Below are 21,231 nucleotides of genomic sequence, written 5' to 3'. Positions count from 1 at the left end.
ACCATGAAATCTGGCGCTAAGGCAATGTACGCCATCGGAGCCTTCATGCTCCTGATGACCATCATCTACATCCTGGCCACCAACTTCGTCCAAGAAGATGGTTACCTCGGCAAGGTCGAATGGGCCGGCATCACCGGCCTGGCATTGGCCACCGGCCTATCCTTCATGCTCGGCGGCTACCTGCACTTCACCGAAGTGCGCTGCGATATCCTCCCCGAAGACTGGGAAGAAGCAGAAGTCGCCGATAAGGCTGGCACCCTGGGCTTCTTCTCCCCGGGTTCCATCTGGCCCGCCGCTATGGCCGGCTCCATCGCTGTCCTGGGTCTCGGCATCGCCTTCTTCCACTATTGGATGATCGTGCTCGGTGCGGCCCTGCTGGTCTTCTCGGTTGCCAAGCTGAACCTGCAGTACGGTCTGCCGAAGGAATCTCACTAAGCATTAACCGCTAGCCCCGCCTTCCTGGGGCCCGCACTAAAAAACACTCAATCTCTTATTCCTAAGGGGTTGGGTGTTTTAGTGTTTCTGGGGGCCCGCATGCCGAGAAACAATTGAGCTGAAATTTCTTCAATTGCTTCCGCCGAAAAGTACTAGGGGAGGGGAGTGCGGGGCGGAAGAAGAATGTGTACGGGCGGACAGACATCCTCGGAGATGCCCGTGTGTGCCCATCAACCCGCAAGGCCTTCTTAGCGCTGCGCTTCCACCAGAGTTTTGGCGCTGCAGCTTCCACACAGCTTCAGCGCTGATTTAAGGGGGTCGGTGGCGGTGTTAAGAAGTGAATAATCCCTGTTAGAGGCCGTGATTGAGGGGTCAACCGAAAGGATGAGACCAGGCTGTTTGTAGCCTGTGAAAGTGTGACATCGCTCTCTAATTGGAACTATTCCTTGAGGTGTCCGACCGGGGCAGATTTCTCGTTATGGCGGGCCTAAATTACACCGCCTGTACGCCCGTCCCGATAGATCCCCCGGAAGAGTGCCCCATGACCTGCATAGATAAGTTCCAGTGAGTAGTCGGATGGCGAGGCAAGAAAGTTCCCCGGGGGTGGAAAATTCTTGAGCACAATCTTTCCCGATTGCAAAACCGCAGGTGAATGACAGTTCAGCCAAAAGTTTGACACTGAAAAAACGGGGGGATCTGACATGACTTTAGCTGCTCGACCGACCATACTTGAGGGCGTGACGAGCGCAGTTCAAAACCCAGGTATGGCAGCACCACAACGTGTTGCGGCACTGAACCGACCCAATATGGTCAGTGTCGGCACGATTGTGTTCCTGTCTCAGGAATTAATGTTCTTCGCCGGACTTTTCGCGATGTACTTCACCTCGCGTGCTAATGGTCAGGGCGCGGATTGGAGCGAGCAGTCGGGCCACCTCAAGGTGGGCTTCGCACTGACGATTACGATCATCCTCCTTTCCTCCTCCATTACCTCCCAGTTCGGCGTCTTCGCAGCAGAAAGGGGTGACGTTTTCGGCCTTCGGAAATGGTTCCTTATCACTATTGCTTTAGGTGCCATCTTCCTCTGTGGCCAGGCCTTCGAGTACACCGAGTTGGTGCACCACGGCCTCACGATCCAAAACAGTGTTTATGGATCCGCATTCTTTATCACCACCGGCTTCCACGCAGCCCACGTGCTAGCAGGTGTCCTCGCCTTTGTGGTCGTTCTTTTGAGGGTCCAGAAGGCAAAGTTCACGCCGGCCCAGGCAACTGCAGCGATGGTGACCTCTTATTACTGGCACTTCGTTGACGTGGTGTGGATCGGCCTGTTCATCACCATCTACCTCATTCAGTAGGCCGCTAGTGCCGAGCTTTCGGCCTACAGCCCCCTCACTTTCCGATCTCGATCTCTAAGGGACATGATGGAAACCAACCCCAAGACCTCCGGAGTAGCCCCGCAGGCTACACCGGCTAAAAAGGTCAAGAACCGCCGCAAGGTCCGCCGGACGGCAGCCGGGGCCCTTGCACTGACCCTCGGCCTCACCGGTGCCGGCGTTCTTGCCTCTGTATTCACCCCTGACGCCCAGGTCGCAACCGCCCAGAAGGACGACCAAGCCCTAATTCAAGAGGGTAAGGACATCTACGACGTCGCCTGTATCACCTGCCACGGTGAAAACCTACAGGGTGTCGAAGGCCGCGGTCCTTCACTCATCGGTGTCGGTGATGGCGCAGTGTACTTCCAGGTGCACTCCGGCCGTATGCCGATGATGTCGAATGATGCGCAGGCCGAGCGCAAGGTGCCTCGCTATAACGAGCACCAGGCTCTGGCCATGGCCGCCTATGTCGCTGCCAATGGTGGCGGCCCCTCTCTGGTGTACAACGAGGACGGCAGCCTCGCCATGGAAAGCCTCCGCGGCTCCAACTACGACGGCCAGATTGATCCCGCCGACGTGGCCCGTGGCTCCGACCTCTTCCGCCTGAACTGCGCATCCTGCCACAACTTCACCGGTCGTGGTGGCGCGCTGTCCTCCGGTAAGTATGCCCCTTACCTTGACCCGGCCAATGAGCAGGAGATCTACCAGGCCATGCTCACGGGTCCTCAGAACATGCCGAAGTTCTCCGATCGTCAGCTCTCTGCTGATGAGAAGAAGGACATCATCGCCTTCATCAAGGCCTCCAAGGAAACCCCCAGCCCGGGTGGTTGGAGCCTCGGTGGTCTCGGCCCCGTGTCTGAAGGCATGTTCATGTGGATGATCGGCATCGTTGTGCTGGTCGCGGCCGCTCTGTGGATTGGATCTCGCTCATGAGTTACGAAACCAAGAAGGAATACACCCAGCAAGAGCTCAATGCCATGAGCAATGATGAGCTCGCCCGCCTGGGCACTGAACTTGATGGCGTGACCGTTGCGTTCCGCAAGGAGCGCTTCCCGATTGCCAATGACCCGGCCGAGCGCCGCGTGGTCCGCGCAGTGGGATTCTGGCTGGTCCTCTCCATCGTTATGGCCATCGCCTTCCTCGGCGTCTACATCTTCTGGCCCTGGCACTATAAAGGTCACGGTGACGAAGGTCTGTGGATGTACACCCTGTACACCCCGCTGCTCGGCGTTACCTCCGGTCTGACCATTCTTTCCCTCGGCTTCGCCGTGGTGCTGTATGTCAAGCACATGCTGCCGCAGGAAATCTCGGTGCAACGCCGTCACGATGGTCCTTCCGATGAAGTTGACCGTCGCACTGTGGTTGCTCTTCTGAATGACTCCTGGAAGACCTCCACCCTGGGCCGCCGCAAGGTCCTGCAGGGCCTGCTCGGCACCGGCGCTGTTCTCATGGGCCTGGTTATTGCTGCTCCGCTGGGTGGCATGATCAAGAATCCGTGGAAGCGCGGTGAAATGGGCATCCAGGGTGATGGCACTTTGTGGACCTCCGGTTGGAGCCTCCACGACCAAGGCGTGAAGCTTTACCTCGGTCGCGATACCGGCGCCATCGCCGAACAGCACACCACCGAAACCGGCTCGCATTGGTCGACCACGGGTGTTACGCGCCTGGTGCGTATGCGCCCGGAAGATCTCGCTGCCGCCTCGATGGAAACCGTTTTCCCGCTGCCCGCCAGCGAAGTAAACGATGGTGAACTCTACGACCCCAAGCGTGATGTCTACGAGCACCACATGCACTCCATCCACGGCCCCCGTAACGCTGTGATGTTGATCCGCCTGCGCACCTCCGATGCCGAGAAGGTTATCGAGCGCGAAGGTCAGGAAGACTTCCACTACGGCGATTACTACGCCTATTCCAAGATCTGCACGCACATTGGTTGCCCGACCTCGCTGTATGAGGCTCAGACCAACCGCATCCTGTGCCCGTGCCACCAGTCGCAGTTCAACGCCCTGCATTACGGCAAGCCGGTCTTCGGCCCCGCCGCCCGTGCACTGCCGCAGCTGCCGATCACCGTTGACGAAGAGGGTTACCTCATCGCCGCGGGCGACTTCATCGAGCCCGTCGGCCCGGCATTCTGGGAGCGTAAGTCCTAATGAGTAACAAACTTGCAGAAATCGGCAACAATGTCGACTCCCGCTACACCATGGCGGCCGGCATGCGCCGTCAGATCAATAAGGTCTTCCCGACCCACTGGTCCTTCATGCTGGGTGAGATCGCTCTCTACAGCTTCATCATCCTGCTGCTAACCGGTGTCTACCTGACCCTGTTCTTCGATCCTTCGATCACCAAGGTCATCTATGACGGTGCCTATCTGCCGCTGAATGGTGTCGAGATGTCTCGCGCCTACGCAACCGCACTGAACCTCTCCTTCGAAGTTCGCGGTGGCCTCTTCATCCGCCAGATGCACCACTGGGCCGCATTGATGTTCGTCATCTCCATGATGGTCCATATGATGCGCATCTTCTTCACCGGCGCTTTCCGTCGCCCGCGTGAAGCCAACTGGATCATCGGCTGCGTGCTGCTGCTCCTCGGCATCGCCGAAGGCTTCATGGGTTACTCCCTCCCGGATGACCTGCTCTCCGGTGTTGGTCTGCGCATTATGTCCGCCATTGTGGTTGGCCTGCCGATCATCGGCACCTGGATGCACTGGCTGATCTTCGGTGGAGACTTCCCCTCCGACCTGATGTTGGACCGCTTCTATATCGCCCACGTGCTGATCATCCCGGGCATCATCCTCGGCCTGATCGCCGCGCACCTCGCCCTGGTTTGGTACCAGAAGCACACCCAGTTCCCCGGACCGGGTCGTACCGAAAACAATGTTGTCGGTATCCGCATCATGCCGCTGTTCGCCTTCAAGGGCATGGCCTTCGGTCTGCTGACCGCTGGTGTCCTCGCCCTGCTGGCTGGTATCACCTCGATCAACGCCATTTGGAACCTGGGGCCCTATAACCCCTCGCAGGTTTCCGCAGGTTCGCAGCCGGATATCTACATGCTGTGGACTGACGGTGCTGCCCGTGTCATGCCCGCCTGGGAGCTTTACCTCGGCAACTACACCATCCCGGCCATCTTCTGGGTTGCCGTGATGCTGGGCATCCTGGTTGTGCTGCTCTTCGCCTACCCCTTCATTGAAAAGAAGATCACCGGCGACGACGCCCACCACAACCTCCTGCAGCGCCCGCGTGACGTTCCGGTGCGTACCTCCATCGGTGTCATGGCTCTGGTCTTCTACTTCCTGCTCACGCTCTCTGGCGGTAACGACCTCTTCGCTTACCACTTCCAGATCTCGCTGAACGCGATGACGTGGGTCGGTCGTATCGGCCTGATCGTGCTGCCGCCGGTCGCTTACTTCGTTACCTACCGCCTCTGCATTGGCCTGCAGCGCTCCGACCGTGAGGTCCTAGAGCACGGCATCGAAACCGGTATCATCAAGCAGCTGCCCAATGGTGCCTTCATCGAGGTCCACCAGCCGCTCGGCCCGGTCGACGACCATGGCCACCCGATCCCGCTGCCTTATGCTGGCGCCAAGGTCCCGAAGCAGATGAACGAACTCGGCTTCTCCGGTCGCCCCGGCCGCGGTTCCCTCATCAAGCCCGACGATGCCTCCATCGTCGAGCGCACCACCGCCATCGAGCACGAAAACGAGCTCGAAGAAAAGCGGATGTACGAGGAGCTCCAAGCCGCCAACCGCGACAAAGATCGCCGCGACGGCCACCTGGACTAACTCACCCAACTGCGCTCACCAGATCCCTCGAAGCCACCCACAGGGTCGGCCTCGGGGGATTCGCGCGTTTTCTCCTCCTTATATATAAGGAATAAGCTCCACACGTCGCTTATGCTTCCCCGAGCCCCGCATTCCACCCTTTGCAGGCCCCGCACCCCCATAAGGCGCACAGCCCCCGCTCTGCCGCGCTAACAGGCCCTCACACGCGCATAGCGCTTATCTGGGCCCCGTTCTCTCATACCCAGCCCACCAACTCCCCGCTCACACCCTTGTTTTGAGCATGTGACCGGAGGGGCAATTGGGAGAAACCTTAACAACCTGTGTCCAAGGTCATCTTTTTAATTCACTCTTGCCAGGCGCGCGGCCAGCAAAAGCGCTGTTCAACAATGTGTCACCAAAATGCTCCTACCATCACGCCAGGTCAACTAGGGGATTGACCCTTAGGGGTATTCAGGGTGTCGGCAAAGCTTTCCAAGACCACACAACCCACCGAAATTGATAACAAGTCGATAACGCCCGGGTTTCGTGTTGATCTCGGTGTGTCGGTTGGACATCCGTCGTTGCAATTTCGTAACCTTGCCGAGACATTGCAGCAACGTCTGCAGCACATCAGCAAACCTACTGCCAATCCTCATCTGATCGATGAGGCCGGGATTCTTACCTCAACCTTTTGCGGGTTGTTCTAAGACAACTCCTTAAGGCCCGGTAGGCGCACTGGAAGATTTGGAGATTTATCCGTGGCAAAGCACCGCCGTCACAACCCCACCGCCGCTCGTCGGGTGGCTCAGGCCTCCGCTATTGCGGTGGGCGCTACCGCACTTGTGAATGCCCCCGCCAACGCGGCAGAGGTTGTCGTCCCCAACACGGAGATTCGTTTCCAGGTTGATGGAATTGAAAACATCCCCGGCATCCAAAATGTTGCCGGCATTGATCAGTGGATCCCCTCGCTTTCTGCTCAGGGTGCCGTACCCGCCGCCCCTGGCGGTTCCGCCACCTACGCCGCCCCGGCTGCTTCCGTTGGCCAGGCCATCGTGGATGCCGCCCGCTCCCGCATCGGCGCCCCCTACGGCTGGGGTGCCGCTGGTCCGAACGTCTTCGACTGCTCCGGCCTGACCTCCTGGGCCTATCAGCAGGTTGGCAAGTCCATCCCGCGTACTTCCCAGGGCCAGGCTTACTCCGGCACCCCGGTTGCCATCAGCGACCTGCAGCCCGGTGACATCGTCGCCTACTACGGTGGCGCCTCCCACGTCGCCATCTACGCCGGCAATGGCATGATCATCGATGCCCTTAATGAAGGCAGCACCGTCGGTGAGCGCCCGCTAAACTACATGCCGATCCACTCGGCCGTGCGCTTCTAAGCTTCACGCAGCTACAGCGAAAACACCCTCTTCCTGCGCCAGCGGCAAGGGGGTTTTCTCATGCCCACAAGCTCACCCCAGAATCCTCAGTAGTCACACCAGTTACGGCGGTGCTGGGGATCTTTTCTAGCGAGCGCTAGGCGACCTATAGTCAATAGAAGATTTCCCACCCAAGGTACTTCTAAGTTTGAAAGAAAAGTGAGGCGGGTACCGCTCTTGGCACCGCAATCGGGTTCAACATCGACACGTTTCCGCAGCTACGCCGCTGCGCTTTTTGGCGCCGGCCTGATCCTAGGCGGCGTGCCGATCATTAACCCCACGGTTCTACAAGCCCCAGCTGGTTTTAGTGTGCGCGCCGATGAAGTTGATGAGCTGATCAAAGAAGTCGAAGCGATCTCTAATGAAACCAACGCCAAGAACGAAGAAGTCAAGGCGCTAGAAGACCGCATCGTTGAATCCGAAAAGGAACTAGAAGGCAAGCGCGAAGAAGTAGCCGCAGCCACCCAGCGCGCCGATAAAGCCCTTGCACGGGAAAAGAGCCTCCAAGGCGAAGTCAATATTGTGGCCGGGGCGAAATACCGTGGCTCCATCATCGACCCGATTACCAACGCCATGGGCGCCTCTAACCCTCAAACCGCCATTGACCGTGCCGCCTACCTGACCACCTTGGCGCGGCGCACTGAAGATGCCGTGAAGGGGCTTAGTGAAGCCACCGAAAAGGCCGCAGAAGCACATACCGATGCTGCGCGTGCCGCTGCGCAGGCTGAGTTCCAGCTCAATGACCTTAAAAAGCAGCACGAAGAACTCGATAAGCAACGCGAAGAGCTCGAGCGCCGCACCGAAGAGGTCAAGCGCCGCGTGGACTCCCTCAATGTCAATGACCGCCTGCGCTGGATCCAGAAGAATGGCCCCATTACCGCCGGCCTGGAGAACTTCGCCGGCACCTCTGGTGTGGTGGATGCTGCTATGACCCGCCTGGGTGCACCTTATGGTTGGGGCGCTACCGGCCCGAATGTCTTTGACTGTTCCGGGCTAGTGCAGTGGTCCTATGCCCAACAGGGCAAGAGCATTCCGCGTACCTCCCAAGCTCAGGTAGCTGGCGGCATCCCGGTTAGCCGCGATCAACTCCAACCCGGAGATGTGGTGGGCTTCTACCCAGGGGTCACCCACGTGGGTATCTATGTGGGCAATGGGCAGATTGTGCACGCCTCGGACTATGGTATCCCCGTACAGGTGGTGCCCCTAGATTCCATGCCCTTTGCTGGGGCAGCGCGCTACTAGACCCAGCCGCCTCTTGCTCTTATGACTCGTGTTCTGCTGGTCACCAATGACTTCCCACCAACCCTAGGTGGCATCCAGTCCTACTTGAGGGACTTTGTTGCAGCCCTGAACCCGGCAGATACCGTGGTGTTTGCTTCCACGCAGAATAAGCATGCAGCCGCACAATTCGATGCGGCACAGGACTACCGCGTTATCCGCTGGCCCCGGAAAATCATGCTGCCCACCCCAGCAACCACCCGCGAAATGTGTCGTATTATCCAACGCGAAAAGATCGACACCGTATGGTTCGGGGCCGCCGCGCCACTGGGGCTGATGGCCAAAGCCGCCCGTGAGGCCGGAGCAACACATATAGTGGCCACCACCCATGGCCATGAGGTGGGGTGGGCGATGATCCCCGGAGCCCGCCAACTACTTGCCCGCATTGGCGCGCACTGCGATGTGATCACCTATATCTCGGAATACACGCTCAAGCGGATCCGCGGCGCCTTTGGGGAACACCCGCACTACGCGGCACTACCCAGTGGGGTAGATACCGAGGCTTTCCGCCCACTCACACACCCCGGCACCGAGTTCCGCGGGCAAACCCCACAGGTGGTGTGTGTCTCCCGCCTAGTACGGCGTAAAGGCCAGGACGCCTTGATTAAGGTGTGGCCAGAAGTCCGAGAACACTTCCCAACAGCGGAACTAAGCATCGTTGGTGATGGGCCCTATGCGCGGGGGCTAAAGAAACTAGCGCAGCACACCGAAGGGGTGACACTTACCGGCCGCACCAGCGTCAGCAGGATGCGAGAACTCATCGCTAGCGCCGATATCTTCGTCATGCCGGCACGTACCCGGCTAGGTGGGATTGATGTGGAAGGTTTGGGCATTGTGTACTTAGAAGCCCAGGCAAGTGGTGTGCCGGTGATCGCCGGGGATTCTGGTGGCGCCCCAGAAACCCTGACCCCGGATAGCGGGATAGTGGTTGATGGACGTGACCTGGAAGAGCTAGCTAGTGCGATCATCACGCTATTGGGGGATCCGCAGCGACGGGCACGGATGGGGCGTGCCGGCCGAGAACATGCGGTGACGGTCTGGTCATCCCAAAGGATGTCTGAACAGTTAAGAACAGTGCTCAAGGTATGATATTCCGGATGCCGATTTAGCTCACGGCAGTGCCCAGATGCCCAGAACGCACGTCGCACCTAGACAGGACACCTTAAGAACCGTGTCGGATCAAAAACTCCTACCCACAGCCCGAGAGACGCTCACTATCGGATTCGATATTGGCGGTACCAATATGCGGGCTGGGGTGGTCGACTCGCAAGGAAAAATATTACGTGCGGCAAGCCTGCGCACCCCGGATACCGAGGCGGGTATGGATGCCGGGATACACGATCTCGTGAGTCGCTTAAGAAAAGACTTTGAGGTTGATGCCGTGGGACTGGCGGTCGCCGGGTTTTTGGATCCGGAGTGCGAGGTGGTGCGCTTTGCCCCGCACCTGCCGTGGCGAGATGCGCCGGTGCGCCAACATTTGAGTGAGATTTTGAGTTTGCCGGTGCGTTTGGAGCATGATGCCAACTCGGCGGCATGGGGGGAATATACCTACGGTGCGGCTCGTGGGGTAGAGGATTGGGTGCTTTTGGCGGTGGGTACCGGAATTGGCGCCACAATTATGAGCAAAGGGGAGATTTTCCGCGGAGCCTATGGCACCGCACCGGAGTTCGGGCATCTGCCGGTAGTGCCAGGTGGGCGGCGTTGCCCCTGCGGTAAGCGTGGGTGTTTGGAGCGTTATTGTTCGGGCACCGCGCTGGTGGAGACCTTGAAGGAATTGGCGGAGTCCTGTCGTTTTTGTACCGGACCGTTGATTGCGCAATTGCGGGAAGATCCCAGCCAAGTTAATGGCGCGATGGTGACCGAAGCGGCCGCGGAGGGTGATCCTTTGGGGGTTGCTGCGGTGGAGGAGTTTGCCTATTGGTTGGGCGAAGCCTTGGCGATTGTGGCTGATGTGATTGATCCGGAATTGATTGTGCTTGGTGGGGGAGTATCGCGTGCCGCGGACCTGTATTTGGATCGCGCGCGGGCGTATTTCAGCGAAAGGATCGTTGGGGCGGGGCACCGCCCCTTGGCGAAGATTGCGACCGCGGACCTTGGGGCGGACGCAGGTATGATTGGCGTGGCTGACTTAGCTCGACGCTTGGTGCGTGCCGAGGCTGAGAGTACCTCTCCCAGCAGTGCGCGTGTGGGCGTGGGCGTTTCGGCGGCAGCACCCATTACCGGCCCAACACAGGAGACTCCCCATGCGGAATAAATGGTATTTCCTCTTCAAGAACATTATTATTGGGCCCTTCCTGTGGGTATATAACCGCCCTAAAACCACTGGGTTGGAGAATATTCCCACCAGTGGGCCGACGATTCTGGCATCCAACCACCAGGCGGTGATGGATTCCTTCTTCTTCCCGTTGGTGTGCCCGCGAGAAATTACCTTCCCGGCGAAAGCTGAATACTTCACCGCGCCGGGGTTTGTTGGCTGGGTGCAGCGCAGCTTTATGTCCGCACTGGGGCAGATCCCGATTGACCGCACCTCGGAAAGCGCCGGTGAAGATCTGATGAATACCGGTACTGAGGTGCTCAAACGCGGTGATGCGTTAGGGATTTATCCGGAAGGGACGCGTTCCCCGGATGGTCGGGTGTATCGCGGGCGCACCGGGATGGCACGCATTGCGCTGAACACCGGGGTGGCGATTGTGCCGGTCGCGATGATTGGCAGCCGCGAGGCGAACCCGATTGGCTCCTGGATTCCGCGGCCGAAGAAGGTGTACATGAAGATCGGTGAGCCGATTGATCCGCAGAAGTTCTGCGAAGAGCGCGGGATTGCGATGGATGATCGCGGTGCGCCGCGGCAGCTGACTGACCATGTGATGCACACTTTGGCGAAGATGGCGGGTAAACCCTATGTGGATTATTACGCCTCGGATGTGAAGGCCTCTTTGGAGGCTGGGCATGGCTACCCAGAAGGTGCGGAGCCCTGGCGGGACTAGCTGGTGTGGGCGGGGTGGTACTACGAATCGTTGGTCTTGTGAGCTGCGGCAATGTGCTAAGTCTTGGCTAACTAAAACTTTTCTTTTAGCCCAGCTAGGGTAGGCACTACCTCCACATATTGTGCGGTAATCGCACCCCGAGGTATCCAAACCCCACAGCCCCTAGCAAAGGAAGTGCAGCGCGTCGTGAGCAAACCCCAGGCGCGTTTGGCATGGCCAGATATCGCGAAGGGTATTTCTATTCTCGGGGTGATCCTGCTGCACGCCTGCTTGGCGGTACCAGATGGGATGGATAGCACACTCGCAGCGATAAACCGCTTTCTTGATCCGCTGCGTATGCCACTATTCTTCCTGGTGAGTGGGTATTTTAGTGGGAAGATTCTGAACTATAGCTTCGGGGAGCTCTTCTTCCGTCGACTGTGGTTTTTTGTGGTGCCCTACCTGGCGTGGGTACCAGTTGAACTCTGGCTGAAATTCCGGGAATTGCATGCCAATGAAGGCCAAGAAATGCCGGAGCTTAAGACCTATCTATGGCACATATTCTTCGGCGAGAACATGTTCTGGTTCCTCTACGCCCTGGTGATCTTCAATATTGTGCTGTGGCTAACCCGCAACCTGCGGCCTACCACGGGACTATTAGTGGGCTTTAGCCCGCTGCTTTTGGTGCCTTTCCATAGCAACTACTTCCTTCTTGGGTCCGCGATCTTGTACCTGCCGATCTTTATTGCCGGTACCCGCTTGCGACCCTTGATCAGTGTGCATGCTGCGCACTACCGCAACAAGCCACGGATCCTGCGATCGGTGCTGATGGCTATGTGCGGGTATGGGCTGTTTTTCTTCTGGAGTGTTCTGCCAGCGGATTCTATCCATGCGATCCCTATGCCTGGAACCGTGATGCTGGGCTACGAGGAGCTACACATAGTGTCCATGCTGCTGATTAAACTGCTGGTGTTGCCTGCCGGCATTCTGGCGGTGGCTTGGTTGGCGCATATTCCGGTGCTCTCCCAGGCACTGCAATTCTTAGGCCGCCACACCTTGCCGCTCTATTTGGCGCACCCCATTGGCAACACCATCGTGTTTGGTTACCTGGCGTTGGGTAGCGGCATGGTCATCCGCGCGGATGCTGACTCCTTGATGAGCCGCACCACCACGTGGGTGCTAATCCTGGTAGTGGTGGGCCTAGTTGGTGGCCTGGTGTTCCATGGGCTTTCACGCCTACCGATTGTGGGGTGGAGCCTCACACCGCCGAGCCTGTGGGGTTGGTGGAGTACCCGGCATGCCGCCAGAACTACTGCTACGCCCAGCAATGGTGCGCAGGTGTTGGGGAAGAGAGTCGGTAAGCCAGTGGGGAAGCCGGTAGGTGAGTCTTTTGGGGACTCTTATGGCGACTCGATGGCGCGGCGGCTTTAAGAGCCTTGGGGGCAATGAGGCTTAAAGGCGTGTCGGTGCGTTAGGCTAACTCAGAAAATAATCCTTTAAAAGAGAGACCAACGCAGCCGTGCGCTACTTTTATGACACCGAGTTCATCGAAGATGGCACCACCATCGAGCTGGTGTCTATCGGCATTGTCGCGGAAGATGGCCGCGAATACTATGCGGTGTCCACCGACTTTGATGCCCATAAGGCCAACGCGTGGGTCCGCGAACACGTCCTCAACCAACTGCCCAGCCCCGGAACCGATGTGTGGCGCTCCAAAGAGCGCATCCGCCAAGAGGTGCTGGAATTCCTCACCCCAGCTGGCGCTGGGCGACCGGAACTATGGGCCTGGGTTGGGGCATATGACCATGTGGTCTTAGCCCAGCTTTTTGGGAGCATGAAGGATCTTCCCACCCAATTGCCGCGCTATACCCGTGAGCTTCGCCAGTATTGGGAGATGGCTGGTCGCCCACCCTTGCCGCGTACCCCCAAAGGTAGCCATGAGGCTATTACCGATGCGCGGCATAATGTCGCGAAATTCAAAGTAATTGCCCAACATTTGCCCCTGGATAAGTCCAATAAGGTACTGGACTAGGGGAGTGTGGGTTTGTAGGTTTTGCTCGAGTGCGCTCGGAGATCCTCGAGGGTGCTCGGGAACTCTCGGGAGTCCTCGGGCGTGGCTGTGCGGTGTTGCTGGGGTTTAGCCGGGCAGGAACGGGAATAAGCGGGCATGGGTGTTCCACATAATGAAATTGCTACTGCTGTGTTGTAGCTGATTTAGTGCCTGAAATTCCAGGTAGTTAAGGTTGTATCCGGAGTATGCCTGGTGGGTGGGCAGGGTGTCCTAAACAATGGGATGCATTCTTAGTGTGAGGGGTTCACATGCTATGAATAGATATTGTGAGTTGGACTGTAGATATTCCCAAGGAAGTGCTCCCGGATCTGCCGCCGTTGCCGGATGGTATCCAGGAGCGATTTGACGACGTCATTGCGCGGGACGCTAAGCAACAGCCCAGCTGGGATCGTGCGACAGCGGATAATGTCCGCAAGATTTTAGAATCTGTGCCGCCGATCGTAGTAGCGCCGGAAATTCGGCAGCTGCAGGAAAACCTTGCTGATGTTGCAAACGGCAAGGCCTTCCTCCTTCAGGGTGGCGATTGCGCCGAGACTTTTGAGTCGAATACCGAACCGCATATTCGGGCCAATATTAAAACCCTGCTGCAGATGGCTGTCGTTTTGACCTATGGCGCCTCCACGCCGGTTATTAAGATGGCGCGTATTGCTGGCCAGTACGCGAAGCCGCGTTCTTCTGACCTGGACGAAAATGGTCTACCGAACTACCGCGGCGACATCGTTAATGGTGTGGAAGCAACGCCGGAAGCCCGGCGCCATGACCCGGCCCGCATGATTCGTGCCTACGCGAACTCCTCAGCAGCTATGAACCTGGTCCGCGCATTGACCAGCTCTGGTACTGCTGACCTTTATCGCCTTAACGAGTGGAACCGCGAGTTCGTGGCCAATTCCCCGGCAGGTGCCCGCTATGAGGCACTGGCCCAGGAAATTGAGCGCGGCTTGCGTTTCATGGATGCCTGCCGAGTATCGGATGAGAACCTTCGTTCCGCTGAGATTTACTGCTCGCATGAAGCTCTCTTGGTGGACTATGAGCGCGCTATGCTGCGCCTGGCAGAGGACCCGGATGGCGTCACCCGCCTCTATGACCTCTCCGCCCACCAGCTGTGGATCGGCGAGCGTACCCGCGGCATCGAAGATTTCCACGTGAACTTTGCAGCCCTGATTGCCAACCCGGTTGGCATTAAGATCGGCCCGACGGTCACCCCGGAGGAAGCTGTTGCTTATGCCGATCGCCTGGATCCGGATTACCGTCCGGGTCGTCTGACCATGGTTGCCCGTATGGGTCACGATAAGGTTCGCCAGGTGCTGCCCGGTGTTGTCCAAGCTGTGGAGCAGTCCGGCCACAAGGTGGTCTGGCAGACCGACCCGATGCACGGCAATACCTTCACCTCCTCGAATGGCTATAAGACCCGTCACTTCGACAAGGTGATTGATGAAGTCCAAGGCTTCTTCGAAGTTCACCGCGCTCTGGGAACCCACCCTGGTGGTATCCACATTGAGCTCACCGGCGAGAATGTGACCGAGTGCTTGGGTGGCGCAGAAGATATCACCGATATTGATCTGCCGGGCCGCTATGAATCGGCTTGCGATCCGCGCCTGAACACCCAGCAGTCGCTGGAGTTGGCCTTCTTGGTTGCCGAGATGCTGCGCAACTAGATCAACGACAATAAACGCTCTTCCGCACCTGGGATGTGAAGGTGTGGAAGAGCGTTTCTGTGTGCTTAGCGGCGACCGTGGTGGCGGACGCCATTGTCCTGGGGCTTACGGCGATAGTGGTTATCATCCTCGCGGTTCCAACCGGGGCCAATACCCTTAAGCGTTACCGTGGTACCAGGGGCCACGCTCGTGCCAGGGCTGGGATCCTGTAGGAATACTCGCGCATTCGCGTTGCCTTCAGCGGTGACCCCTAATCCGACTTTAGATAAGACATCAGCTGCTTCCTTGACGGTCTTCGTCATTACCCCGGGGACGAAAACCTTTTCCGGCAGTACCAGTGTGACTGTTGGGTGAGCGGGATCCACTAGCGCACCGGCACCGGGATCAACATTGAGAACGCGGTCAGCACGATCGGAGGTCGTTCCTTCTTCTCGCACATGGTCATTAACTGTAAGACCAGCATCATTGAGGGTCTTGATCGCATCCTTTACGGTTTGGCCGGCTACTTCGGGGACCTTCAACGCGGTAGAAACCTGCAGGGTCACCTCGCTGCCCTTAGCTAGCTCAGTTCCAGCACTAGGGATGGTGGCGTTGACCTTGCCATTTTCTACGTCGTGGTAGAAGTCATGGGTGGTGTCGCCGACTTTGAGCCCGGTGCTTTCAATCAGTTCGCGGGCTTTGTCTGCTTCCATTCCGCGCACATCAGGAACATTCACCGGGGCGGGGCCGCGGGAGGTTTCAATTTTGATGGCGCTATTAACCGGCACCGTTTCCCCCGGGGCGGGGTGAGACTCCACGATCTTGCCTTCGGGGATGTCATCAGAAAAGACACCATCGCCGAAGGTGATGGTTAAGGTGCGCTTGGAGGCTTCACTGCGGAAAGTCTCCACGCTGCGGTCATCCGGGAAGGCTGGGACCGTGGGTTTTCCTTGGGAAACTAAGATGGTGACGGTTTGACCACGGACTTGACGTTCTCCCTCGTGCGGTTCGCTACCGACGATGTGGTCGCGGGGAACGTCATCGTTAAAAACGAAGCGGGTTGAGGGGTCGAAACCGGCCTCCTCTACTACGGCGACCGCCTCGGTTTGAGAAAGACCATATACCTGCGGGATTTCCCCGTAGCGTCCGGAACCAAACCACCAGCCGCCGACAGCTACCGCACCAACAATGAGGGTGATGAAGATAAGCCAGGCCGCGGCTTTCAGTTTGGAGCGATTCGACACCGGGCGTCTAGGTGGAATCGTCACCGGCATTTGGGGTGCCGGAGCTGCCGGGGGAACCGGCACAGCCTGTGGGATGGGGGCTGGTTGTTCCGGGGGAAGCTGCGCTGCTTCTAACTGCGAGGTTTCCTGCGGTGCTTGTGGATCCACATAAGGGGAGAGCACTGCGGTTTCCGAGGCATCCTGCGGGGAATCCTCGTTGGGAATCATCGGCAGCACATTGGTGGCATCCATGCTGGATACCGGCGGTAACACATCCGTTGTGGAGGTAGGTACCGCTGCGGCACGGTGCGCGGCTGAATTTTTTGGCACCGGCACGCGGAAGCTGGGCAGCGCTAATTCTTCGGCAATGTCATCAAGCGCGACGAGGAACTCGCCGGCATCTTTGAAGCGGTCCGCTGGGTTGAGGGCGGTTGCCGAAGCTACGAGCGCATCAAAAAGTGGGGGAACGCCTTCGATGCGGCTACTTGGTGCCGGCACCGTACGTTCTAGGCGGTCATAGGCGCGCTGGAGCGGGGTTTCACCTTCAAAGGGGGTTTCCCCGGTGAGTAGCTCATATAAGACGATGCCGGTGGAGTACACATCGGAAGCCGGGGTGATGGTGGAACCATCGACTTGTTCCGGGGAGAGATAAGCAACGGTGCCAACAATCTGCGAGGTGGTTGCGGTGGCACCATCGGTGGCACGCACCAACCCGAAGTCCGCGAGCTTTACTTGGTGATTGCCGTTGATCAGAACATTGTCCGGCTTTATATCGCGGTGGACGAGGCCTTCTTGGTGGACCACGGAAAGGCCCGTGAGTACCGCACGCATCACTGCGGTGGCGGCATGCGGGGGCATGGGGCCGCGTTCGGCAAGTAATTCGCGCAAGGTGCCGCCGGTGATGAGTTCCATCACGAGGAAGATGTGTTCGCCTTCGGAGTTGAAGTCATACACATTCACCAAGTTGGGGTGACTTAGTTGCGCCATGGCGCGAGCTTCGCGCCGGAAGCGTTGCCGGAACACCGGATCATCGCGGTGCTGGTCATCCATTACTTTTGCGGCAACAGCTCGCCCTAAGCGAAGGTCGACGCAACGGTAGACGGTGGACATGCCGCCGCGGGCAATCGGATGATCAATCCGGTACCTGCCTTCGAGGACATCTCCCACCTTCAATTCAGCCATGCGAACAAGTATGGCGGATAGACCCACTGAGTTGCCAGCAGGGGAGTGCGCACAGGGTAGATTAGGCACTCGTGAGTAGCATTCCGAATGACAGCGTCTTACCCGATCCCAACGAACCCTTATTGAGCTTGCCTGAGGTTGCCGATCTGCTGGGCGTGGTGATCACCCGCGTGCATGATCTGCTCAATGAGCGCAAGATCATTGCGCTCAAGCGCGATGGTAAGCGCATGGTGCCCGCGCGTTTCTTCGACGAGGATAAAGCTCGCATTAGCCGCTTCGTACCCGGCTGCATCACTGTGTTAAGCGATGGTGGTTATAGCGATGAGGCGATTTTCCGCTATCTCTTTAGCGAAGATGATTCTCTGCCGGGACGTCCGATTGATGCACTGCATGGGCATCTGGCTCGGGAAGTGATGCGTCGCGCGCAGGCAATGGCCTTCTAAGCGCATAGTCCATGCACACCCAGGCTCCGGCCATCGCACAGATCATCCACAGCAGGTTATAGAGCTGGTGGTTGCCGGAGCCGGTGAAAGCAAAAGCTAGAACTAGACTTAGCCAGCTGACCAGTGGGAGAATCCAGCTGCGTTGCCAAGTAATGCAGCCCACCAGGGAAATGATGCTGGCGTAATACCAGGGCAAGGTCACCGAATTTAAGGTGAAGGCCACCGTATAGGCCACCACGATTCCGGTGATAGCAGGGACCCGCCAATTATCTTTGCTACCCCGGAAAAACCACCAGGCTGCGATAAGCCCCAGCAACATGAGAATGGAACCGGCGGTGCGGAATAGCGCCAGGGGTGCGTTATAGGCGAAATCTTCATCAAAGAGTTTGCCAAGGGGAGCCACCGCGCCGGCAAGCAGCGTGGGTAAAGCCAAAGGATTAATGACCTTAGAGTTGCCGGAGATCTCTGCCACCCAACCCCAGTTACTCCCGGAGATACGGGTGATCGCCACCAAGATGGCGAAGGTCTCTATGGCCCCGGTTATGCCGTAGGCGAAGAAACGTGCCACTCGGGAGTGGATCTTCTTAGTGGAAAACCACACCGCCATCCAGACCATAAAGGGCAGAGCAATAGCTGCGGTGGCTTTAAGAGACACGGCGATGGCCACCAGCGCTACGCCGGCGAAGAAGTGGCGGCGCAAGGTGAGCAGGATTCCCACGGACACTAAGCCCACCATGATGGATTCGTTATGCATGCCGGCGATCATGTGCAGGATCATCACTGGGTTCATGACACCTAGCCACAGGGCGATCTGCGGATTAGCGTCCAGTTCTTGGGCGATGCGGGGGATTGCCCAGGCGATCGCGGCGAATCCGAGGATGCTTAAAATTTTGTAGCAAAACACCCCGAGGGTGACATTATCGCCAACCAGGCGGGTGATGAGATCGCCGATGCCTAAATGCAGTGGGCCATAGGGGGTGGTGGTGTTGCGCCAATCGTGGGACACCTCCAGCAGGAAAGGCCCAGGGTTGACGGCTGCGCCTTCGCGATAAGGGTCGAAGCCATCGCGCAGCATCGCACCTTGCATTAAGTAGGAATACACATCCCGAGATAGCACCGGTGCCGCAGCAACCAGGGGGATGATCCATAGCCCCAGTGTGTGCTGTAGGTCGCTCAAGGATGCTGGGGAATCCGAGAAGACCTTGCGGTGGGCTAGCACAACCCAGGCGATGCAGAGCAGGAGAATACCGAGCCAGACGCTGACATTGGAGAAGGCGGCTCCGTGACCATAGGAGAGGAATTCAAGTCCGAGGCTGTCGAGGACTCCTCCCCTATATCGGATGGCGCCGCCGCCAAAGCTGCCGAGTGCCAAGATGAAAGTTGCGAGGAAACCCAAGACACCCGATCTCGGGAAGCAATCAAAAAAAGAACGAAGCTTCACGTTTAGGAACGCCGTTCAGTCGAGCGGATGGCTAGGTCTTTAAGCACCGAGGTGACCGTGGGGGAGAGCTCGGCGGTTTCCAATTGCGCGAGCCCGGAGGTCGTGAGCTCAGTGATGCGGGCTTCGACCTCATCGGGCGCGCCGGTGTCGCGGATGATCTGCGCGAGGCGGGCGAGTTCGGCGGGATCCTGGGTGTGGCCGACCCCGGCACGCAAAGCGGCGGCAGCTTGGGGATCGTGGGCGTCGGCGCGCTCCAAAGCTAGCGCTAGCAACACGGTGCGCTTGCCTTCGCGGAGATCATCACCTGCGGGTTTGCCGGTGATGGCGGGGTCGCCGAAGACGCCGAGGAGATCATCGCGCAGCTGGTAGGCGATACCGATATCGCGGCCATAGCCACGGAAAGCGCGGATGACCTCAGGGGATGCGCCCGCGATGGCAGCGCCCAGGTGCAGGGGGCGCTCGATGGTGTAGGCGGCAGTTTTGAAGCGGTTGACATTATTGGCTAGCTGCACGGACTCATCGCCGCTGGCCTCAAGGGAAATATCGAGGATCTGGCCGCCAATAACTTCGGTGCGCATACCAGCCCAGGGGCGGTTGAGGCGGGCGAGAGCATCTGCGGACACCCCGGAATTACGGAGCATGTCCTCGGCCCACACCAAGGCCATATCGCCTACCAAGATGGCTACTGACATGCCGAAATGATCAGCTAATCCGGCGAAGTTTTGTTCCTGATGCGCGCTGGCGACGGCGCGGTGCAAGGTGGGATTGCCGCGGCGAGTGGCCGAAGAATCAATGATGTCATCGTGGATGAGCGCGCAGGCCTGGATGAATTCCAGGGAGCTGACGGCGCGCAGCACCGCTTGGGGATCTTCGGGGCCTTCGAGCCCGCCGGCGCCTACGAAACCTGCCCAGGCATAAAGCGGGCGGATGCGTTTGCCACCGCCGAGGACGAAGTCTTCTAGGTAGCTGACCGCGCGGGTGACTGGTTCGCCAATTTTGGCGACCTTGCTGCGGCGGCCTTCGAGGAAATCGCTGAGAACACCGCGCACAGCATCCGGGATCTGGTGGATATCAGGTGTGGTGTGGGCAGTGCGGGAAGCGCTCACGGGAGTGTCCATCCTCATTGTGGGCCAACGTTGGGGGTCGAAATCTTTTGGGCAGATGTGCGGGGCAGGGTAGTGCGCTAAAAAAGCGCTGAAGATACTGCGCCCCAGCAGGCAATCAATAAGCTTCTCACAGACTACCGCGCGACTGCTTCAGGGCAAGTGTGGCTCCGGTGTGGTGCGGTGCTTATGAGAGCGGGAGTGGGCGGCCGAGGATCGCGAAGGGCCGTAAATCCCCGTAGAAGCAGTAGTTTCTTAGGACATCACTGAACCCGAGGGAGCGATAAAGGCCGAAGGCGAGGTTATCTTCGGCTTCGACTTCCGGGGTGGAGAGCAGGGCGTAGCTTGCGGGGGCTAAGTAGAGCAGATCGGTAATTAAGGCTCGGCCGATGCCGCGACCTTGGGCGGCGGGTTCGACGTGCACCTCGGAGATCTCGAAATAGTCGCGGAGGATGGCCTCATAGTTTTCTGCTTTTTTACCGGAGGAGCGCAAGCCGGTTGCGACTTCGCGGTGCCACCAGCGGCTAGGTTCCCCGAGGTGGCCATAGGCAACGCCAAGGATGATATCGCCGGATAGTGCGATGACGGCATTAAAACCGCGGTGGCGGGAGTCTGAGCGCCAGGTACTGATTCTTCGGGTGGTGTCTTCTTGGCTATAGCCCATGGCTCTTTCGTAGATATCTACTAAGTGCGGGCAGAGCATGGAGAACTCTGGGGCGCTGAGACGGCGGATGGTGATTTTCACGGATTCCATCGAACCACGATCTTGGTGATGATGTGGGGAATTTCTAGGTTTAGGGCGTGTGAGCTGCGTCAATCCTAGGTGTGTCGATTGTGTGTTCTAATTTTGGATGGGGTGTGTACCGGCTGCTTCTTAGATTAAGAGTCAAGAACAACGCAGAACAGCGATTGA

The 21,231-nt window shown here is 58.4% G+C and carries 19 protein-coding genes; 15 read left to right on the top strand and 4 right to left on the bottom strand.

All coding sequences use genetic code 11. The features are described from left to right. The first annotated feature begins 3 nt into the window (after positions 1–3). From ctaF to BMZ01_RS03915, 14 genes are all read left to right on the top strand, one after another. A complete protein-coding gene (ctaF, locus tag BMZ01_RS03975) occupies positions 4–435 on the top strand; it encodes an aa3-type cytochrome oxidase subunit IV (protein ID WP_092284649.1) in 432 nt (143 codons plus the stop codon). Between the two features lie 737 nt (positions 436–1,172). After that, a complete protein-coding gene (gene ctaE, locus BMZ01_RS03970) occupies positions 1,173–1,787 on the top strand; it encodes an aa3-type cytochrome oxidase subunit III (RefSeq protein ID WP_092284743.1) in 615 nt (204 codons plus the stop codon). Between the two features lie 63 nt (positions 1,788–1,850). After that, entirely contained in the window at positions 1,851–2,738 is an 888-nt protein-coding gene (gene qcrC, locus BMZ01_RS03965) for a cytochrome bc1 complex diheme cytochrome c subunit (protein ID WP_177180051.1), read from the top strand. Beyond that, positions 2,735–3,955 carry a cytochrome bc1 complex Rieske iron-sulfur subunit gene (gene qcrA / locus BMZ01_RS03960; protein WP_092284645.1) on the top strand — a complete coding sequence of 407 codons (1,221 nt, stop codon included), beginning with the start codon at positions 2,735–2,737 and terminating at the stop codon, positions 3,953–3,955. Before qcrC ends, qcrA begins: the two co-directional genes overlap by 4 nt. Beyond that, on the top strand, positions 3,955–5,583 hold the full coding sequence (gene qcrB, locus BMZ01_RS03955) for a cytochrome bc1 complex cytochrome b subunit (RefSeq protein ID WP_092284643.1): 1,629 nt from the start codon (positions 3,955–3,957) through the stop codon (positions 5,581–5,583). The genes qcrA and qcrB overlap by 1 nt, the downstream gene beginning before the upstream one ends. A gap of 455 nt (positions 5,584–6,038) precedes the next feature. Beyond that, entirely contained in the window at positions 6,039–6,269 is a 231-nt protein-coding gene (locus BMZ01_RS10990; RefSeq protein ID WP_143067437.1) for a hypothetical protein, read from the top strand. 51 nt (positions 6,270–6,320) lie between these two features. Beyond that, positions 6,321–6,941 carry a C40 family peptidase gene (locus tag BMZ01_RS03950; protein WP_092284641.1) on the top strand — a complete coding sequence of 207 codons (621 nt, stop codon included), beginning with the start codon at positions 6,321–6,323 and terminating at the stop codon, positions 6,939–6,941. A 216-nt stretch (positions 6,942–7,157) separates the two neighbouring features. Next, the gene (locus tag BMZ01_RS03945) at positions 7,158–8,222 is read left to right on the top strand and encodes a C40 family peptidase (RefSeq protein ID WP_223845869.1); all 1,065 of its coding nucleotides are present in this window, start codon (positions 7,158–7,160) and stop codon (positions 8,220–8,222) included. 21 nt (positions 8,223–8,243) lie between these two features. Beyond that, positions 8,244–9,347: a glycosyltransferase family 4 protein gene (locus tag BMZ01_RS03940; protein WP_092284639.1), complete on the top strand. Its 1,104-nt coding sequence runs from the start codon at positions 8,244–8,246 to the stop codon at positions 9,345–9,347. Between the two features lie 154 nt (positions 9,348–9,501). Further along, positions 9,502–10,512, top strand: a complete 1,011-nt coding sequence (locus tag BMZ01_RS03935) for an ROK family protein (RefSeq protein WP_244887581.1) — start codon at positions 9,502–9,504, stop codon at positions 10,510–10,512. Beyond that, positions 10,502–11,242 (top strand): lysophospholipid acyltransferase family protein, encoded by a 741-nt coding sequence (locus tag BMZ01_RS03930; RefSeq protein WP_092284635.1) that lies wholly within the window; start codon positions 10,502–10,504, stop codon positions 11,240–11,242. The genes BMZ01_RS03935 and BMZ01_RS03930 overlap by 11 nt, the downstream gene beginning before the upstream one ends. A gap of 186 nt (positions 11,243–11,428) precedes the next feature. Beyond that, positions 11,429–12,652 (top strand): acyltransferase family protein, encoded by a 1,224-nt coding sequence (locus BMZ01_RS03925; protein WP_177180050.1) that lies wholly within the window; start codon positions 11,429–11,431, stop codon positions 12,650–12,652. Between the two features lie 88 nt (positions 12,653–12,740). Further along, positions 12,741–13,253 (top strand): polyadenylate-specific 3'-exoribonuclease AS, encoded by a 513-nt coding sequence (locus BMZ01_RS03920; protein WP_092284631.1) that lies wholly within the window; start codon positions 12,741–12,743, stop codon positions 13,251–13,253. 305 nt (positions 13,254–13,558) lie between these two features. Beyond that, positions 13,559–14,947: a class II 3-deoxy-7-phosphoheptulonate synthase gene (locus tag BMZ01_RS03915; RefSeq protein ID WP_177180049.1), complete on the top strand. Its 1,389-nt coding sequence runs from the start codon at positions 13,559–13,561 to the stop codon at positions 14,945–14,947. Between the two features lie 65 nt (positions 14,948–15,012). Here the strand turns inward: BMZ01_RS03915 and pknB are convergent, their stop codons facing one another. Then, positions 15,013–17,331: a Stk1 family PASTA domain-containing Ser/Thr kinase gene (gene pknB, locus BMZ01_RS03910; RefSeq protein ID WP_092284627.1), complete on the bottom strand. Its 2,319-nt coding sequence runs from the start codon at positions 17,329–17,331 to the stop codon at positions 15,013–15,015. A gap of 71 nt (positions 17,332–17,402) precedes the next feature. Here pknB and BMZ01_RS03905 point away from each other — a divergent pair, with 71 nt between their 5' ends. After that, positions 17,403–17,774, top strand: a complete 372-nt coding sequence (locus BMZ01_RS03905; RefSeq protein WP_092284625.1) for an Rv2175c family DNA-binding protein — start codon at positions 17,403–17,405, stop codon at positions 17,772–17,774. On the opposite strand, the gene BMZ01_RS03900 is transcribed toward BMZ01_RS03905, so the two are convergent. The 3 genes from BMZ01_RS03900 to BMZ01_RS03890 all read right to left on the bottom strand — a co-directional run bounded on the left by BMZ01_RS03900 (position 17,677) and on the right by BMZ01_RS03890 (position 21,072). Continuing rightward, entirely contained in the window at positions 17,677–19,170 is a 1,494-nt protein-coding gene (locus BMZ01_RS03900; RefSeq protein ID WP_244887574.1) for an alpha-(1->6)-mannopyranosyltransferase A, read from the bottom strand. The genes BMZ01_RS03905 and BMZ01_RS03900 overlap by 98 nt on opposite strands. A gap of 47 nt (positions 19,171–19,217) precedes the next feature. Beyond that, on the bottom strand, positions 19,218–20,339 hold the full coding sequence (locus tag BMZ01_RS03895; protein WP_395890778.1) for a polyprenyl synthetase family protein: 1,122 nt from the start codon (positions 20,337–20,339) through the stop codon (positions 19,218–19,220). Between the two features lie 166 nt (positions 20,340–20,505). Continuing rightward, positions 20,506–21,072: a GNAT family N-acetyltransferase gene (locus BMZ01_RS03890; protein ID WP_317845906.1), complete on the bottom strand. Its 567-nt coding sequence runs from the start codon at positions 21,070–21,072 to the stop codon at positions 20,506–20,508. Positions 21,073–21,231 lie beyond the last annotated feature (159 nt).

Origin of the sequence: Corynebacterium spheniscorum (assembly GCF_900113445.1) — a bacterium.
GTDB classification, from domain to species: domain Bacteria; phylum Actinomycetota; class Actinomycetes; order Mycobacteriales; family Mycobacteriaceae; genus Corynebacterium; species Corynebacterium spheniscorum.
Note: the sequence above shows the minus strand (reverse complement) of the source record. Positions and strands in the feature narration are given on the sequence as shown.

What these genes read in the sequence shown, in the direction of transcription:
- ctaF (WP_092284649.1), top strand. Translation starts at nt 4, where the DNA reads ATGAAATCTGGCGCTAAGGCAATGTACGCCATCGGAGCCTTCATGCTC.
- qcrC (WP_177180051.1), top strand. Translation starts at nt 1,851, where the DNA reads ATGATGGAAACCAACCCCAAGACCTCCGGAGTAGCCCCGCAGGCTACA.
- qcrA (WP_092284645.1), top strand. Translation starts at nt 2,735, where the DNA reads ATGAGTTACGAAACCAAGAAGGAATACACCCAGCAAGAGCTCAATGCC.
- qcrB (WP_092284643.1), top strand. Translation starts at nt 3,955, where the DNA reads ATGAGTAACAAACTTGCAGAAATCGGCAACAATGTCGACTCCCGCTAC.
- BMZ01_RS03940 (WP_092284639.1), top strand. Translation starts at nt 8,244, where the DNA reads ATGACTCGTGTTCTGCTGGTCACCAATGACTTCCCACCAACCCTAGGT.
- BMZ01_RS03935 (WP_244887581.1), top strand. Translation starts at nt 9,502, where the DNA reads ATGCGGGCTGGGGTGGTCGACTCGCAAGGAAAAATATTACGTGCGGCA.
- BMZ01_RS03930 (WP_092284635.1), top strand. Translation starts at nt 10,502, where the DNA reads ATGCGGAATAAATGGTATTTCCTCTTCAAGAACATTATTATTGGGCCC.
- pknB (WP_092284627.1), bottom strand. Translation starts at nt 17,331, where the DNA reads ATGGCTGAATTGAAGGTGGGAGATGTCCTCGAAGGCAGGTACCGGATT.
- BMZ01_RS03895 (WP_395890778.1), bottom strand. Translation starts at nt 20,339, where the DNA reads ATGAGGATGGACACTCCCGTGAGCGCTTCCCGCACTGCCCACACCACA.
- BMZ01_RS03890 (WP_317845906.1), bottom strand. Translation starts at nt 21,072, where the DNA reads ATGGAATCCGTGAAAATCACCATCCGCCGTCTCAGCGCCCCAGAGTTC.